This is a genomic window from Streptomyces sp. NPDC107500, from assembly GCF_055582785.1.
Window position 1 is genome coordinate 265,248 of sequence record NZ_JBVJPF010000011.1, and the last position, 16,437, is coordinate 281,684.

Annotated in this window: 11 protein-coding genes; 6 read left to right on the forward strand and 5 right to left on the reverse strand. The window is 73.6% G+C overall.

Annotation, left to right across the window (positions count from 1 at the left end; genetic code table 11):
- Positions 1-39 precede the first annotated feature (39 nt).
- From infB to ACZ67M_RS36575, 6 genes are all read left to right on the forward strand, one after another.
- On the forward strand, positions 40-3,138 hold the full coding sequence (gene infB, locus ACZ67M_RS36550) for a translation initiation factor IF-2 (protein WP_361368174.1): 3,099 nt from the start codon (positions 40-42) through the stop codon (positions 3,136-3,138).
- A 154-nt stretch (positions 3,139-3,292) separates the two neighbouring features.
- The gene (locus tag ACZ67M_RS36555) at positions 3,293-3,586 is read left to right on the forward strand and encodes a DUF503 domain-containing protein (RefSeq protein WP_064730112.1); all 294 of its coding nucleotides are present in this window, start codon (positions 3,293-3,295) and stop codon (positions 3,584-3,586) included.
- A 59-nt stretch (positions 3,587-3,645) separates the two neighbouring features.
- Entirely contained in the window at positions 3,646-4,122 is a 477-nt protein-coding gene (gene rbfA, locus ACZ67M_RS36560; RefSeq protein ID WP_064730113.1) for a 30S ribosome-binding factor RbfA, read from the forward strand.
- A complete protein-coding gene (gene truB / locus ACZ67M_RS36565) occupies positions 4,119-5,024 on the forward strand; it encodes a tRNA pseudouridine(55) synthase TruB (RefSeq protein ID WP_469854188.1) in 906 nt (301 codons plus the stop codon). Before rbfA ends, truB begins: the two co-directional genes overlap by 4 nt.
- Before the next feature lie 255 nt (positions 5,025-5,279).
- Positions 5,280-9,161 (forward strand): trypsin-like peptidase domain-containing protein, encoded by a 3,882-nt coding sequence (locus tag ACZ67M_RS36570; protein ID WP_469854189.1) that lies wholly within the window; start codon positions 5,280-5,282, stop codon positions 9,159-9,161.
- Between the two features lie 91 nt (positions 9,162-9,252).
- A complete protein-coding gene (locus ACZ67M_RS36575; protein WP_307015403.1) occupies positions 9,253-10,212 on the forward strand; it encodes a bifunctional riboflavin kinase/FAD synthetase in 960 nt (319 codons plus the stop codon).
- 3 nt (positions 10,213-10,215) lie between these two features.
- Here ACZ67M_RS36575 and ACZ67M_RS36580 read toward each other — a convergent pair whose 3' ends face one another.
- From ACZ67M_RS36580 to ACZ67M_RS36600, 5 genes are read right to left on the reverse strand one after another with little or no spacing between them, the layout of a single operon-like run.
- A complete protein-coding gene (locus ACZ67M_RS36580; RefSeq protein WP_392016753.1) occupies positions 10,216-11,250 on the reverse strand; it encodes an ABC transporter ATP-binding protein in 1,035 nt (344 codons plus the stop codon).
- A complete protein-coding gene (locus tag ACZ67M_RS36585; RefSeq protein ID WP_469854190.1) occupies positions 11,247-12,287 on the reverse strand; it encodes an ABC transporter ATP-binding protein in 1,041 nt (346 codons plus the stop codon). Before ACZ67M_RS36585 ends, ACZ67M_RS36580 begins: the two co-directional genes overlap by 4 nt.
- Positions 12,284-13,243: an ABC transporter permease gene (locus ACZ67M_RS36590; protein ID WP_385803562.1), complete on the reverse strand. Its 960-nt coding sequence runs from the start codon at positions 13,241-13,243 to the stop codon at positions 12,284-12,286. Before ACZ67M_RS36590 ends, ACZ67M_RS36585 begins: the two co-directional genes overlap by 4 nt.
- A complete protein-coding gene (locus tag ACZ67M_RS36595) occupies positions 13,240-14,301 on the reverse strand; it encodes an ABC transporter permease (protein WP_385803564.1) in 1,062 nt (353 codons plus the stop codon). The genes ACZ67M_RS36590 and ACZ67M_RS36595 overlap by 4 nt, the downstream gene beginning before the upstream one ends.
- A complete protein-coding gene (locus ACZ67M_RS36600; protein ID WP_469854191.1) occupies positions 14,294-16,153 on the reverse strand; it encodes an ABC transporter substrate-binding protein in 1,860 nt (619 codons plus the stop codon). The genes ACZ67M_RS36595 and ACZ67M_RS36600 overlap by 8 nt, the downstream gene beginning before the upstream one ends.
- Between the last annotated feature and the right edge of the window lie 284 nt (positions 16,154-16,437).

The window sequence follows — 16,437 nt, forward strand, 5'->3', positions numbered from 1 at the left end:
GCGACGGTCCGGACGCAACCCGGACCTCAGAGGAGCGAAGTGGCTAAGGTCCGGGTCTACGAACTCGCCAAGGAGTTCGGCGTTGAGAGCAAGGTCGTCATGGCCAAGCTCCAGGAGCTCGGTGAATTCGTCCGTTCGGCGTCTTCGACCATCGAAGCGCCCGTAGTACGCAAGCTGACAGACGCCTTCCAGCAGGGTGGTGGCAACGGCCGGGCAGCCGGTCGCCCCGCCGCCCCGAAGAAGGCCGCCCCCAGGCCCGCCGCGCCGTCTCCGGCGCAGGCTGCGGGCCCCTCCCGCGCCGCTCAGGCGGGGGATCGTCCGGCCGCGCCGCGTCCGGCCGCCCCGAAGCCCGCGGCTGCCCAGCAGCCCGAGGCCCCGGCGGCCCCCGCTCCGGCGCCGTCCCAGGGCCCGCGTCCGACGCCGGGCCCGAAGCCCGCGCCGCGTCCGGCTCCGGCCGCGCCGGAGTTCACCGCTCCGCCGGCCGCTCCGGCCGCCCCCGCCGCCTCGACGCCCGCTCCGGCCGGCCCGAAGCCCGGCGGTGCGCGTCCCGGTGCCCCCAAGCCCGGCGGTCGTCCGTCCGGTCCGGGTCAGGACCGTGGTCAGCAGGGCGGCCAGGGCCGTCCCGGCGGCCAGCGTCCCGGCGCCCCCGCGCAGCGTCCCGGCGGCCGCCCCGGCGGTCCGCGTCCGGGCAACAACCCCTTCACCTCCGGCGGCAACGCCGGCATGGCGCGCCCGCAGGCGCCCCGTCCGCAGGGCGGTCCGCGCCCCGGCGGCCCCGGTGCCCCCGGCGCCGGTCCGCGTCCGCAGGCCCCCGGCGGCCAGGGCGGCGGTCCCCGTCCCCAGGCTCCGGGCGGCAACCGTCCGAGCCCCGGCTCGATGCCGCGTCCGCAGGGCGGCGGCCAGGGCGGTCCCCGTCCCGGCGGCGGTCCGCGCCCGAACCCCGGCATGATGCCGCAGCGTCCCGCTGCCGGCCCGCGTCCGGGCCCCGGCGGCGGCGGCGGTCGCGGTCCCGGCGGTGCCGGTCGTCCCGGCGGCGGCGGTCGTCCCGGTGGCGGCGGCGGCTTCGCCGGTCGTCCCGGCGGCGGTGGCGGCGGCGGTCGTCCCGGTGGCGGCGGCGGTTTCGCCGGTCGTCCCGGCGGCGGTGGCTTCGGTGGCGGCGGTGGCCGTCCCGGCTTCGGCGGTCGTCCCGGTGGTCCCGGTGGCCGTGGTGGCACGCAGGGCGCCTTCGGCCGTCCCGGCGGTCCCGCGCGTCGCGGTCGCAAGTCGAAGCGGCAGAGGCGCCAGGAGTACGAGGCCATGCAGGCCCCGTCGGTCGGCGGCGTGATGCTGCCTCGCGGCAACGGCGAAGCCATTCGCCTGTCGCGCGGTGCGTCGCTCACCGACTTCGCGGAGAAGATCAACGCCAACCCGGCGTCGCTCGTCGCGGTCATGATGAACCTCGGCGAGATGGTCACCGCGACCCAGTCCGTCTCCGACGAGACGCTCCAGCTCCTCGCCGGCGAGATGAACTACACGGTTCAGATCGTCAGCCCGGAGGAGGAGGACCGCGAGCTGCTCGAGTCCTTCGACCTGGAGTTCGGCGAGGACGAGGGCTCCGAGGAGGACCTGGTCGTCCGTCCGCCGGTCGTGACCGTCATGGGTCACGTCGACCACGGTAAGACCCGGCTGCTCGACGCCATCCGCAAGACGAACGTCATCGCGGGCGAGGCCGGCGGCATCACCCAGCACATCGGTGCCTACCAGGTCGCGACCGAGGTCAACGAAGAAGAGCGCAAGATCACCTTCATCGACACCCCGGGTCACGAGGCGTTCACCGCCATGCGTGCCCGTGGTGCGCGGTCGACCGACATCGCGATCCTGGTCGTCGCGGCCAACGACGGCGTCATGCCGCAGACGGTCGAGGCGCTCAACCACGCCAAGGCGGCCGATGTCCCGATCGTCGTCGCGGTCAACAAGATCGACGTCGAGGGTGCCGACCCGAGCAAGGTGCGCGGTCAGCTGACCGAGTACGGCCTGGTGGCCGAGGAGTACGGCGGCGACACCATGTTCGTCGACATCTCCGCCAAGCAGGGTCTGCACATCGACTCCCTGCTGGAGGCCGTGGTCCTCACCGCGGACGCCTCGCTCGACCTGCGGGCCAACCCGAACCAGGACGCGCAGGGCATCTCGATCGAGTCCCGTCTCGACCGCGGCCGCGGTGCCGTGGCGACGGTCCTCGTGCAGCGAGGCACCCTGCGGGTCGGCGACACGATGGTGGTGGGCGACGCCTACGGCCGCGTCCGCGCCATGCTCGACGACAACGGCAACAACGTCGCCGAGGCGGGTCCGTCGACCCCGGTCCAGGTGCTGGGTCTGACCAACGTGCCGGGCGCCGGCGACAACTTCATCGTGGTCGAGGAGGACCGTACGGCCCGCCAGATCGCGGAGAAGCGTGCCGCCCGCGAGCGGAACGCCGCGTTCGCCAAGCGCACGCGCCGCGTGTCGCTCGAGGACCTGGACAAGGTGCTCAAGGCCGGCGAGGTCCAGCAGCTGAACCTGATCATCAAGGGTGACGCTTCCGGATCCGTCGAGGCCCTGGAGTCCTCCCTGCTCCAGCTGGACGTCGGCGAAGAGGTCGACATCCGCGTCCTGCACCGCGGCGTCGGTGCGGTCACGGAGTCCGACATCGACCTGGCGATGGGCTCCGACGCCATCGTGATCGGCTTCAACGTGCGCGCCGCCGGGCGTGCCGCGCAGATGGCCGAGCGCGAGGGTGTGGACGTCCGGTACTACTCGGTCATCTACCAGGCGATCGAGGAGATCGAGGCGGCCCTCAAGGGCATGCTCAAGCCGGAGTACGAAGAGGTCGAGCTGGGCACGGCGGAGATCCGCGAGGTCTTCCGCTCGTCCAAGCTGGGCAACATCGCGGGTGTTCTCATCCGCTCCGGCGAGGTCAAGCGCAACACCAAGGCGCGTCTGCTGCGCGATGGCAAGGTCATCGCGGAGAGCCTCAACATCGTGGGCCTGCGTCGCTTCAAGGACGACGTCACCGAGATCCGCGAAGGCTTCGAGGGCGGTATCAACCTCGGAAACTTCAACGACATCAAGGTCGACGACGTCATCGCGACGTACGAGATGCGCGAGAAGCCGCGGGTGTAACCACCCCGACTTCCGAGACGGTGCGGCCCGGGGCCGGTCGGCGGAGCACAATATCCGTCGATCGGCCCCGGCCGTTCGTTGTACGGTTCTGATGTCCCCGCCGGTGAACGGCGGGGCCATCGATCCCGAACCGGCGGGTGAACCGGTTGCATACATGTATGTGGGGACGCTGTCCTTCGACCTCCTCCTCGGCGACGTACATTCGCTGAAGGAGAAGCGCTCCGTGGTCCGCCCGATCGTCGCCGAACTCCAGCGGAAGTACGCGGTGAGCGCGGCCGAGGTGGAGCACATGAACCTCCACCGCCGGGCGGTCGTCGGCCTGGCCGTGGTGTCCGGCGACGCGGGCCACCTCAGTGACGTACTCGACCGGTGCGAACGGCTGGTGGCCGGCCGGCCCGAGGTGGAACTGCTGTCGGTGCGACGGCGCCTCCACGGCGACGACGACTGACCAGCGGCACGCCAGACCACGCAAGATCACGAAGAGAAGAAAGAACGGGAGACGGACCAGTGGCCGACAACGCGCGGGCGAAAAGGCTGGCGGACCTCATCCGAGAGGTGGTGGCCCAGAAGCTGCAGCGCGGGATCAAGGACCCGCGGCTCGGCTCGCACGTCACCATCACGGACACCCGGGTCACGGGTGACCTGCGGGAGGCGACCGTCTTCTACACGGTGTACGGGGACGACGAGGAGCGAGCGGCCGCCGCGGCGGGCCTGGAGAGCGCCAAGGGCATCCTGCGCTCCGAGGTCGGCAAGGCGGCGGGCGTGAAGTTCACGCCGACCCTGGCCTTCGTCATGGACGCCCTCCCGGACACCGCCCGCAACATCGAGGACCTCCTCGACAAGGCGCGCCAGTCCGATGCCAAGGTGCGCGAGGCGTCCGCGGGCGCCGCGTACGCCGGGGAGGCCGACCCCTACCGCAAGCCGGAAGAGGACGAGGCCGCCGAAGCCGCCGAGGGCGACGAGACGGACGACACCGCTAAATGACCGACAAGCACACCACGCCCGACGGCCTTGTCATCGTCGACAAGCCGTCGGGCTTCACTTCGCACGACGTCGTCGCCAAGATGCGGGGCATCGCCCGGACGCGGCGCGTCGGGCACGCCGGCACGCTCGACCCGATGGCGACGGGCGTCCTGGTCCTGGGTGTGGAGCGGGCGACCAAGCTCCTCGGGCACCTCGCCCTCACCGAGAAGGAGTACCTGGGCACCATCCGGCTCGGGCAGACCACCCTGACCGACGACGCCGAGGGCGAGATCACGGGGTGCGCCGACGCCTCGAAGGTCACCCGTGAGGCGATCGACGCCGGGATCGCCGAACTGACCGGCGAGATCATGCAGGTGCCGTCCAAGGTCAGCGCCATCAAGATCAAGGGCGTGCGCTCCTACAAGCGGGCGCGCGAGGGCGAGGAGTTCGAGATCCCCGCCCGTCCCGTCACCGTCTCCTCCTTCTCCGTGTACGACGTCCGCGACGCCGTCGCCGAGGACGGCACCCCGGTGCTGGACCTGGTCGTCTCCGTGGTCTGCTCCTCAGGTACCTACATCCGGGCCCTGGCGCGCGACCTGGGCGCCGGTCTCGGCGTCGGCGGCCACCTCACCGCGCTGCGCCGCACCCGGGTCGGCCCCTACAGGCTGGACACCGCGCGGACGCTGGACCAGCTCCAGCAGGAGCTGACCGTGATGCCCGTCGCGGACGCGGCCGGCGCCGCCTTCCCGCGCTGGGACGTCGACACCAGGCGGGCCAAGCTGCTCACCAACGGCGTCCGCCTGGACATGCCCGAGGTCTACGCGGGCGCCGGTGCCGTCGCCGTCTACGGGCCCGAGGGCGGACTGCTCGCGCTCGTCGAGGAGCACCAGGGCAAGGCGAAGAGCCTGGCCGTCTTCGGCTGAGCCGACGCGCCGTCGGCGTCCGCCCGTGGAGCGGCGATCACGGGGACTTCACTGTCGCCGCTCCACGGTCCCCCCTCGGTTCCCCCGCCTCCTAGGGTGTATCCAACCGACCCCTCCTGTTCACCCGTCCGGGCAGGCGCTCGGAGTGAACCGGGGGAGTGGAAGGGGGCGCGTTCGCCAGGCGATCTGTCCCGCTGATCATCACGCGCCTACCGTCGAACACACGGCACGGGTGTACGGCGGGGAGGTTCGGCGATGGCGTCGAGGAACCGGTCCCGGGAGGCGGCGGGCGGCAGGGCGGTACCGGGGCCGCGGGACGGAGCCCGGGACGCGCGCGGCGGGCCCCCGGCCCGGGTGGCCGATCCGGCCCGGCACGCGCCCGACGACGCCCTGGTCCAGGTCCACGACCTCGCCGGCCGCCCCCGCGGCACCGGATTCGTCGCCGATCACCACGGCACCGTGCTCACCAGCCACGAAGCGGTCGACGGCCTCTCCCGGCTGGTCCTGCGCACCGCCGGGGACCGGCGCCGCGTGGTCGCCGCCGCCGACGTGACCCCACTGCCCGCCCTCGGCCTGGCCCTGGTCCACACCGAGGGCCTGGGCGTCCGCCCGCTGCCCGTCACCACGCGGGACCGCGTCGAGGCCGGCACCTACGTGCGCATCGCCGCCGGCGGCTGGCGCGAGGCCCGCGTCCTGGGCACCACCGACGTGACCTACACGGCCACCGACCGCTTCCACCTCCTCGGCGACGCGCTGGAACTGGCCTGCGGCACCTCCGGGCGGGACGCGCTGCGGCTCGGCGGCGGGGCGGCCGGCGGTCCCGTCGTCGACATCGAGACCGGTGCCGTCCTCGGGGTCCTCGGCACCGCGCTCAGCTCCGGGCACAGCGACGTCGGCTTCGCCGTGCCGCTGCGCCGCGCGGACACGGGCCCGCTCGCCGCCCTCCTCGCCGAGAACGCGGCGACGGTCCCGGCCTACGGAGCCGATCTCAACCTCGCGGGTGTCCTCGCCCTCACGGCGACCTCGGTCGGGCAGGACGGCCCGCGGGGCGCGTCGGGGGAGTGCGGGGACGCCCGTGCGGTCGAGGGCTCCGGGCCGTGCGGCGGCGCACCCTCGGCGGAGCCGGTGGTGAGGCCGGTCGAACGGCCCGCGGTGACCCGCGCGTTCACCGCCTTCGCGGCCGGCCGCGCCGGCGTACTGGGCCTGGTCGGCGCGCCGGGCAGCGGCCGTACGACCGAGCTGACGGCCCTCGCCGCCCGCCGCTCCCGGGGCCCCGCACCGGCACCCACGTTGTGGCTGCGCGGCGCAGACCTGTGCGACGAGGACATGTCGCTGGCGGACGCGGTGCGCCGGACGCTGGACCGGGCCGCCCGCATCGTCGCCGCCTCGGACCGCGCCCGCCCCGACGACCTCGGAGACATCGCCCCGGAACGCCTCGCCCGCCTGGCCCGCATCGCCGGAAGGCCCCTCCTCCTGGTGCTGGACGGCCCCGAGGAGATGCCGCCCGTGCTCGCCCACCGGCTCCCCGAGTGGACCGAGGGCACCGCGGCCTGGCTGGGGGAGACGGGCATCCGGCTGGTCGTCGCGTGCCGGGCGGAGTACTGGGAGCACGCGGGGGCGGAGTTCCCCCGGGACCTGCTGTACGGCCCGGCGCCCGAGGAGCGTGCCGCCGCGCCGGTCGCGGCGGACGGCGCCCGGAGGCCGCTGTGGGCGGCACGTCAGGGCGGGGCCGCCGTACCGGTGCCGTCCTGGGCGGTCGCCGGAGGGCGCCCGTCGGCCGGTGCCCTGTCGCCGGCCGGGGGACGAGGGCCGGCCGGTTTCGTGTCGTCGGCCGGGTCGGCCGTCGCCCGGGGCGGGGCGGCCGTACCCGTGCCGTCCTGGGCGTCTGCCGGGACACGCCCGTCGGCCGGGGAGACGAGCGCCGGGACGGCGGTCGCCGTACCCCGGCCGGGACTCGACGGCGTGGAGCCGGCGGCTCCCAGGCCAGTGCTCCCGCCCTGCGTTGCGCTCGGCGACCTGGGCGACGAGGAGGCCCGGGAGGCGCGCGCCCGCCATGGCGTCCCGGACGGCGCCCTCGGAGCCCCCGACGACCGGCACCCCCTCACCCTGCGCCTGCTCGGTGAGGTCCGCGCCGGCCTCGACCTGCCCGCGGCGCCCGTCGACCGGGACGAGGTCTTCCAGGCGTACCTGGACCTCGCGTGCCTGCGCGTCGCGACCCGCCTGGCCCGGGAGAACGGGCTGCACGGCACCGCCGTACGCCGGCTCGCCGCGAAGGTCTCCGGGCAGGTCCACGAGGCCGCCCGGCGCAGTCTCGGCCCCGGACAGGGCGCGCTGGACCGGGAGTCCTTCGAGGCGCTCTTCCCGTGGGGGCCCGCCCCGGCCCGGCTCGGCGGCGGCACGGGCTGGGCGTCGGCCGTGCTCGCCGAGGGCCTCCTCGTCCCCGCGGGCCCCGGCTACCGCTTCGCGCACGAGGAGCTGGCCGACTGGATCCAGGGCGTCCACCTCGACCTGGACGAAGCCCTGCGCGCCCTCGTCCACCGTCGAGGCACCCCGCACGAGAAGCACGACACGCACACCCTCCCGGTGCCCCACCACCGCATCGGCCCCGTCGTCGAGGCCGTCCTGCTCCTCGCCCGGCAGCACGGCGTCCTCCAACTCGCCCTGACCCTCGAGGAGCTGGTGCACGCCCTCGACGCCGACCCCCACTCCTGGTGGGCCCCCCGGCTGCTCACCCGCGTCCTCGCGCGCGTGCCCGACGCGACGCCGTACACGGAGGTGCTGCGGCTCCTCGCCGACGGCCTCGCGGAACGGCGCGGAGAGGGACGGCCGGCGCCGGCGGAGTTCGGGCCCGCCTTCTGGACGGGCCTGCGGCTGCCCGACGCCCTCCGGCTGGACCTGCTGCGCCGCCTGGTCCTCGCCGACGGCCCCCCGAGCGAGCCGGGCCCCCGCCACCTCGACACCGTCGCGGCACTGCTCACCGCCGCTCCCCGTGCCGTACAGCCGCTCCTGGTCCGCTGGTTCGACGACGACCGGCCGCTGCCCGCCACCCCGCACGCCACCGTCGCGACGGCCGCGCAGGCGCTGCTGCACACCCACCGCCACCGCGGCCTGGACGGACTCACCGAGGTCCTCGTCGACAGCACCCACCGACGGGCCGACGAACTGCTCGCCGTCCTGGCCGAGGAGGAGCCCTCGGCCCTGTGCCGCGCCGTCGAGCGGTGGGCGCGCGACGAGCGCCCCGAGCGGCGGAGCGCCACCGTCACCCACGGCCTGCGCACCGCCCCGCACGCCCGCACCGCCGCCGACCGCACCCTGCTCCGGCACGCCGCCCTCGTCCTGCTCGCCGCGCCCGCCGACAGCCCGCTGCACGGCGGCGCGCTCGCCCTGCTCGTACACGACCCGGACAGCCGTGAACGCCACCTCCCGAGGGCACTGGACCACTTCGCGGCCGGCGACCCCCACCTCCCGCCCACCGCGGTGGCCACCGCCCTGCCCACCCATCCGGAAGCCGTCCTCGAAGCCTTCCGGGCCCGGCTGCGCGGCCCCGACGCGGGGGAGGCGCTCCGCGTGCTCGCCGACGCCACCACCCCCGCGCTGGCCCGCCGGGTGGCCGCCCTCGTGGCGCGAGCCGTCGCGGACCGCCCCGAGACCGCCGGACACCTGGCCGCCTACGTCGACCGGCGCCTGGACCGGGACCCCGCCGACCGCGCCGTACTCCTCCCCTTCGTCACCCCTCTCCTCGACAACGGACCCGAGCCCGCGCGGGCCGCCCTGGCCGGTGTCCTCCCCGGCGACGGCACCGCCGCGGCCGGCCCGCTCCGCCGGGAACTGCGCGAGCGCCTCCTCACCCACGAGCAGGCCCCCGCCGTCCTGGAGGCGCTGCTGTACGCGGCCGCCCGGTGCGCCGGTGAGGACCAGCGCGCCCTCGTCCACCGCACCGGTCTCCTGCTAGTCCGCACCCCCGACGGAGCCACCCGCTTCGACCGCGGGCTGGTCGACCTGGCCCGTCACCTCCCGGGGTTCGCCATCCGGCTGACCGGCTGGCTGGCCGACGCGCCGCCGGACTGGGCCGCGCTGGTCGGCCCCAGCGCCCGCCGCACGATCGAGAACCTCGCCGGAGCCCGGGTCCCCGCCTGACCCCGGCCCGGACGGCATGGCACCCTTAGACCTGCGTAAGGGTCACCACCGGACCCACCGAGATCACGGAAACCACCAAGGAGCAGACACAGTGCAGCGCTGGCGTGGCTTGGAGGACATCCCCGAGGACTGGGGACGCAGCGTCGTCACCATCGGCTCCTACGACGGCGTCCACCGCGGGCACCAGCTGATCATCAAGCACGCCGTGGACCGCGCCCGCGAGCTGGGCGTCCCCGCCGTCGTCGTCACCTTCGACCCGCACCCCAGCGAGGTCGTCCGCCCCGGCAGCCACCCGCCCCTGCTCGCCGCGCACCACCGCCGTGCCGAACTGATGGCGGACCTGGGCGTGGACGCGGTGCTGATCCTGCCGTTCACGACGGAGTTCTCGAAGCTCTCCGCGGCGGACTTCGTGGTGAAGGTCCTGGTCGACCGGTTGCGCGCCAAGGCGGTCGTCGAGGGCCCCAACTTCCGCTTCGGCCACAAGGCCGCGGGCAACGTGGACTTCCTCACCGAGCAGGGCAAGGTCTACGACTTCGAGGTCGAGGTCGTCGACCTGTACGTGACCGGTGACGCGGGCGGCGGCGAGCCGTTCTCCTCCACCCTGACCCGCCGCCTGGTCGCCGAGGGCGACGTCGAGGGCGCCGCGGAGATCCTGGGCCGCCCGCACCGCGTGGAGGGCGTGGTCGTGCGCGGCGCCCAGCGGGGGCGCGAGATGGGCTTCCCGACGGCCAACGTCGAGACCCTCCCGCACACCGCGATCCCGGCCGACGGCGTCTACGCCGGCTGGCTGCACGCCCAGGGCGAGGCGATGCCGGCCGCGATCTCGGTCGGCACCAACCCGCAGTTCGAGGGCACCGAGCGCACGGTGGAGGCGTACGCCATCGACCGCGTGGACCTCGACCTGTACGGCCTGCACGTCGCCGTCGACTTCCTCGCCTTCGTACGCGGCCAGGCCAGGTTCGAGACCCTGGACGCGCTGCTGGAGCAGATGGGCCAGGACGTCCAGAGGTGCCGCGAGATCATCGCGGCCTCGGACGTCCACCGCCCCTGACGTTCAGCCCGGCCGGACGGCCGCCTCGTCGCCCGCTCCGGCCGTGGGCCGCTCCGCCCGCGACCGGGCCCAGTGGCAGGCGACCTGGGCCTCGTCGCCGCCGGACAGGACCTCCAGCTCCCCGTGCCGGCACGCGTCCGCCACCCCGGCCCGCTCCGCCTCACCGCCGGCCAGCACCTGGCAGCGGACGTGGAAGCGGCAGCCGGAGGGGATGAACGACGGGTCCGGGGGCTCGCCGGTGAGCACGACCGGCGTGCCCGGAGCCTCCGGCAGGACCGACAGCAGCGCCTGCGTGTACGGATGCCGGGGCGCGGTCAGCACCTGTTCCACCGGCCCCGACTCGACGATCCGGCCGAGGTACATCACCGCCACCCGGTCGGCGATGTTCCAGGCCAGGCCCAGGTCGTGGGTGACGACGAGCGCGGCCAGGCCCAGTTCGGTGCGCAGCCGCAGCAGCAGCGCGAGGATCTCGCCGCGTACCGACGCGTCGAGGGAGGCCACCGGTTCGTCCGCGACGAGCAGTTCCGGCTCCAGGACCAGCGCGCCCGCGATGACGACCCGCTGCCGCTGGCCGCCGGACAGCTCGTGCGGGTAGCGCAGGAAGAACCGCTCGGGCGGCCGCAGCCCGGCCCGGGACAGGGCCTCGGCGACCGCCGTCCGCTCGTCCCCCGCGTGACCGTGGATGCGCAGGCCCTCGGCGACGATGTCGTACACCGTGTGCCGCGGGTTGAGCGAGCCGCTCGGGTCCTGGAGGACCAGCTGGGCCCGCTTGCGGTACGCCTTCAGCGCGCGGCCCGAGCGGGCGAGCGGGGCGCCGTCGAAGGTGACACGGCCGCCGGTCGGCGGGACCAGGCCGAGCAGGGAACGCGCGAGGGTGGTCTTGCCGCAGCCCGACTCGCCGACCAGCGCGACGATCTCGCCCCGCCGGATGTCGAGATCGACCCCGTCGACCGCCCGCGCGTCCGCCGCCCCGCGCCGGCCGGGAAAGGTGACGTGCAGCCCCTGGACGCTCAGCAACGGGGGTGTGGTGCTCGTCATGGGCTGCTGCTCCTCACTCCGTCGTTCGTCACGGCACCGCCGGAGGGACCGGCGGCCGCCTCGGTGGCGCCGGGCGCTCCGCCGTCCCCCGCGCCCACGTGGACGCAGGCCGCCCGCCGGCGGGCTCCCGCCTCGCGCAGTGTCTGGTCCTCGGTGGCGCAGACATCCAGGGCGACGGGGCACCTCGGGTGGAACGCGCAGCCGGAGGGCACCGCCGCGGGGTCGGGCGGGTCGCCGGGCAGGCCGCGGGGCGCGAACCGCGAGGCCGGGTCGCCGATCGTCGGGAAGGCCGCCGACAGCGCGCGGCCGTACGGATGCCGGGCGTCCTCGTAGACCTGCCGGGCCGGACCCTCCTCGACCACCCGGCCCGCGTACATCACCGCGAGGCGGTCGCAGGTGTCGGCCAGCACCGCGAGGTCGTGGCTGATCATGATCAGGCCGACGTTCTGCTCGCCGACCAGGCCCTCGATCAGCCGCAGGATCTGCGCCTGGATCATCACGTCGAGCGCCGTGGTCGGCTCGTCGGCGACGATCAGACGCGGGTCGCAGGCCAGCGCCATCGCGATCATCACGCGCTGCCGCTGCCCGCCCGACAGCTCGTGCGGGTAGGCACTCGCCCGCGAGGCGGGCAGCCCCACCTGCTCCAGCAGCTCGCCCGTCTTCCTGCGCGCGCCGGCCGCCGTCGCCCCCTGGTGCAGCAGGACGGGCTCGGCGATCTGGTCACCGATGCGGTGCACGGCGTTCAGGGAGTGCATCGCGCCCTGGAAGACGATCGACGCCCCCGCCCAGCGCACCGCCCGCAGCCGCCCCCACTTCATGGTCAGCACGTCCTCGCCGTCCAGCAGGATCTCCCCGCCGGTCCGGGCGCCGGGCGGCAGCAGCCGCAGCAGCGCCAGCGCCAGCGTGGACTTGCCGCAGCCGGACTCGCCCGCGATGCCGAGCTTCTCGCCCGCGCCGAGGCGCAGGTCGACCCCGCGCACGGCGGCCGCGCCACCGGCGTACGTCACCTTCAGGTCCCGTACCTCCAGGAGACTCAACGGGACACCCCCAGCCTGGGATTGAGAACGGCCTCCACCGCACGCCCGCACAGCGTGAACGCCAGCGCCACGACCGCGATCCCGACGCCGGGCGGCACCAGGTACCACCAGTCGCCGGAACTCACCGACCCCGCCTCCCGCGCGTCCTGAAGCAGCCCGCCCCAGGACACCACCGTCGGGTCCCCGAGCCCGAGGAAGGCCAGCGTCGCCTCGGCCAGGATCGCGGAGGAGATGATCAGGGTGGTCTGCGCCAGGACCAGCGGCATGACGTTGGGCAGCACGTGCCGGGACATGATGTGCCAGTGCCCGCCCCCGAGCGCCTTCGCGCGTTCGATGTACGGCCGTGACTCCACCGCCAGCGTCTGCGCCCGCACCAGCCGCGCCGTGGTCGGCCACGTGGTCACACCGATCGCCAGCACGATCGTGGCGAGGGAACGGGACATGACCGTCGCCAGCACGATCGCCAGCACCAGCGTCGGCATCACCAGGAACCAGTCCGTGATCCGCATCATCACCGTGGCGTACCACCCGCGGAAGTGCCCGGCCGTGATCCCGATGACCGCGCCGATCGCCACCGACAGCGCGGCCGCGAGCAGCCCGACGAGCAGGGACACGCGCGAGCCCCAGATCAGCAGGCCGAGCAGGTTCCGCCCGAACTGGTCGGTGCCCAGGGGGAACCGGCCGCTCGGGCTCTCCAGCGGCTGCCCCGGCGCGTCGGTGACGCTGTCCACGTCCGACCCGACCGTCAGCGGCGCGGTGAGCGCGACCAGCACGAACAGCGACAGCGCGGCCAGCCCGAAAAGGCCCGCCCGGTGTCTGCGGTACTCCTTCCAGAAGCGCGCGACGGAGGCACGGCGCCGCCGCCGGGCGAGCGCGCGCGGACTCGGCGCACCCGGCTTCCCGGAGGACTCCTTCCCGGGGGGCTCCGCAGGGGTCTCGGTGGTCTCGGCGGTCATCGGCCCACCCTCGGGTCGAGCAGCGGATACAGGAGGTCGGCCAGCGTGTTCATCAGGATCACCGCCGCGGCGAAGACGAAGAACAGCCCCTGCACCAACGGCAGGTCGGGCACGCTCAGCGCCTGGTAGAACAGCCCGCCGAGCCCCGGCCAGGAGAAGACGGTCTCGACCAGGATGACACCCGCCACGGTCCGGCCCAGGTTGACGAAGACCAGCGTCACGGTCGGCAGCAACGCGTTGGGCACGGCGTGCCGGCGCCGCACGAGGTCGTCCCTGAGCCCCTTGGCCCGCGCGGTCGTCAGATAGTCGCCGCCCATCTCGTCCAGCAGCGCCGACCGGGTGACCAGCAGCGTCTGCCCGTACTCCACGGCGACCAGCGTCACCACGGGGAGGACGAGATGGTGGGCGACGTCGAGCACGTGGGCGAAGCCCTCCTCGCCGCCCGACTCCATGCCGCCGGTCGGGAACAGGCCCGGGATCGGGTCCACGCCGACCGACAGGACGATGATGAGCAGCAGCCCCAGCCAGAACGACGGGATGGAGTAGAGCGTCAGCGCCAGACCGGTGTTGAGCCGGTCGCCCGGCCCGCCGTGACGCCACGCCGACCGGGTGCCGAGGAAGGCACCCAGCGCGGTGTAGATCACGAAGGCCGTGCCGGTGAGCAGCAGCGTGTTCGGCAACGCCTCGACGATCTTGTCGACGACCGGCGCGTGGAACTGGTACGACGTGCCGAGGTCCCCGCTCAGCGCCTTGAGGCAGTAGTCCGTGAACTGCTGCCACATCGGCAGGTCGAGCCCGAACTCCTCCCGGTAGACGGCGAGCTGCTCGGCCGAGACCGGACGGCCGCCGGTCATGAACTTCACCGGGTCGCCGGGGATCAGCCTGAACAGGAAGAAGCTCGTGACCAGGACGGCGAAGAGGGAGACGACCGCTCCGCCCAGCTTCCCCGCCACGTACCGCGGATACCCGCCGCCCCCGCGCCGCGACGGCCCGGACGGCCGCTTGCCGAGCGCGGCACCGGTCGCGGCGAGGGGCGCGGAATCCGTCGCGCTACTCACGGTCGTCCGCCGTCGCCCGGCGGCGGACGGCGAAGAGCACCCCGAGGCCGGCGAGGACGACGACACCCGCGACGATCCCGATCACGGTGCCCGTCGACGACGAACCGCCCGAGGAGTCACCGGAGTCCGCGGGGACGGCCGACCACCAGCTCCAGTACCCGTCCTGGCCGTAGATGTTGCCCGCGTCGGACGGCATGGTGGTGATCGACTCGATCTGGTCCGTGCGGTAGGCCTCGACCGCGTTCGGATACGCCATGACGTTCATGTAGCCGGTGTCGTAGAGCCGGGACTGCATCTGCTTGACGAGGTCCGCGCGCTTGCCGGCGTCGTACTCGCCCAACTGCCCCGCGTACAGGTCGTCGTACTTCTTGTCGCAGATGAAGTTGTCCGTGGCGCCCGTGTCCTTGGGCGTCGCCGGGAGCGCCGCGCAGGTGTGGATGGAGAGCACGAAGTCCGGGTCGGGGTTGACGGACCAGCCGTCGAAGGCGAGGTCGTACTTGCCGGCCAGCCACGGGTCGGTCACGTTGTCGAGGCAGTCGAGGGTGATCGAGATCCCGAGTTCGCCCCACCACTCCTGGAGGTACTTGCCGACCGCCTTGTCGTTCGGGTCGGTGGCGTGGCACAGGACGCGGTAGTTCAGCGGCTTGCCGTCCTTGCCGACGCGCTTGCCGTCGGCGTTCGTCTTGTAGCCCGCCTCGTCCAGCAGCTTCGCCGCCCCGGCCGGGTCGTACGCCAGTTCCTGCTGGGCCGTCGGCTCGTAGAAGTACTGCGAGAAGCGCGGCGGGATGTAGCCGGCGCCCTCGACCGCGTGCCCCTGGAACACCTTGTCGACGATGGCCTTGCGGTCCACCGCCATGAACAGCGCGTTCCGTACCCGCTGGTCGAGGAGCGAGGGATCGCCGTCACCGAACTTCGTGCCGTCCTTCGCCCGGGCGCCCGGGTTGGTGGCGAGGGCGTAGAAGCGGCGGCCGGGGGCGTCGTTGACGCGGATGTTCTCCTCGCCCTTGAGGGAGTCGGCCTGGGCGGGCGTCAGGGACGGCGACCCGGCCACGAAGGACACCTCGCCCTTGCGCAGGGCGGCGACGGCGGCGTCCTGGTCCTTGTAGTAGCGGAACACCAGGTTGTCGAACTTGGGGGCGCCCCGCCAGAAGTCCTTGTTGGCCTCGAGCCGCACATAGCTGTCCGGCTTGTAGTCCGTGAGGATGAACGGCCCGTTGCCGACGACCGGGAAGTCCTTGTCGTTGTTGAACTTCGAGAAGTCCCCGACCTTCTCCCAGACGTGCTTGGGCACGATCGGCACGTCCAGCGCGGTCATCGTGGCCTGCGGCTTCTTCAGCCGGATCACCAGTTGGGTCGGGCTGGGCGCGGTCACCTTCTCGAAGTTGCCGACGAAGCTGCCGTTGGCGGTGGCGGCGCCCTGGTCGGTCATCATCTTGTTGAACGTCCACGCCGCGTCCTCGGCGGTGGCCTGCTGCCCGTCCGACCACTTGGAGTCGGAGCGGATCGTGTACGTCCAGGTCAGCTTGTCGGACGACGCCTTCCACTCGGTCGCGAGCCCCGGTATGACGTGGTTGTCCTTGGCGTCGTAGTTGGTCAGGTACTCGTACGTCAGCTTGTGGATGCTCGTGCTGAGCAGGCGTACCGCCAGGAAGGGGCTGAGCGAGTCGACGCTCTGCGCCACGGCGACGGTGAGCGTCTTGTCGCCGTCCCCGTCGCCGTCCGCCGCCGTGGCCGCGGGAGCGACCGCCCCGGACGTGAGGAGCAGCGCGCAGGCGCCCGCCGCGGCGAGGAGCCGGGCTCTGAACCGGCGGGGAGTGGTACGTCCACTGCCGTGCTGATCGTGTGTGCTCATGACTACCTGACCTCGCGTCATCGCACGCGGGAACGCCGGACGTCCCCGCGTGAGGCGGGCTTGAACAGTGGTGAACGCGGAATGAAGTGTGTGTCTACCAGCGGCAGTCTGCGCGCGTCAACGGTCCGTCAAACCCCATGTGGCCTGCGGAAACGGCGAGTTGACCAACCCGTCACTCTCATTGGCACAGACCTCTGGCGCCTCCCTGGTGAGAGCCTGGCGCCCGTGTTTCACCGGTTCTGCCCGCGCACACGCGAAGGCCCGCGCCGTCCGGGACGACGCGG

Coding starts and splice junctions, on each gene's coding strand:
- ACZ67M_RS36570 (WP_469854189.1), top strand. CDS start 5,280: ATGGCGTCGAGGAACCGGTCCCGGGAGGCGGCGGGCGGCAGGGCGGTA.
- ACZ67M_RS36590 (WP_385803562.1), bottom strand. CDS start 13,243: ATGACCGCCGAGACCACCGAGACCCCTGCGGAGCCCCCCGGGAAGGAG.
- ACZ67M_RS36555 (WP_064730112.1), top strand. CDS start 3,293: ATGTATGTGGGGACGCTGTCCTTCGACCTCCTCCTCGGCGACGTACAT.
- ACZ67M_RS36580 (WP_392016753.1), bottom strand. CDS start 11,250: ATGACGAGCACCACACCCCCGTTGCTGAGCGTCCAGGGGCTGCACGTC.
- truB (WP_469854188.1), top strand. CDS start 4,119: ATGACCGACAAGCACACCACGCCCGACGGCCTTGTCATCGTCGACAAG.
- ACZ67M_RS36600 (WP_469854191.1), bottom strand. CDS start 16,153: ATGAGCACACACGATCAGCACGGCAGTGGACGTACCACTCCCCGCCGG.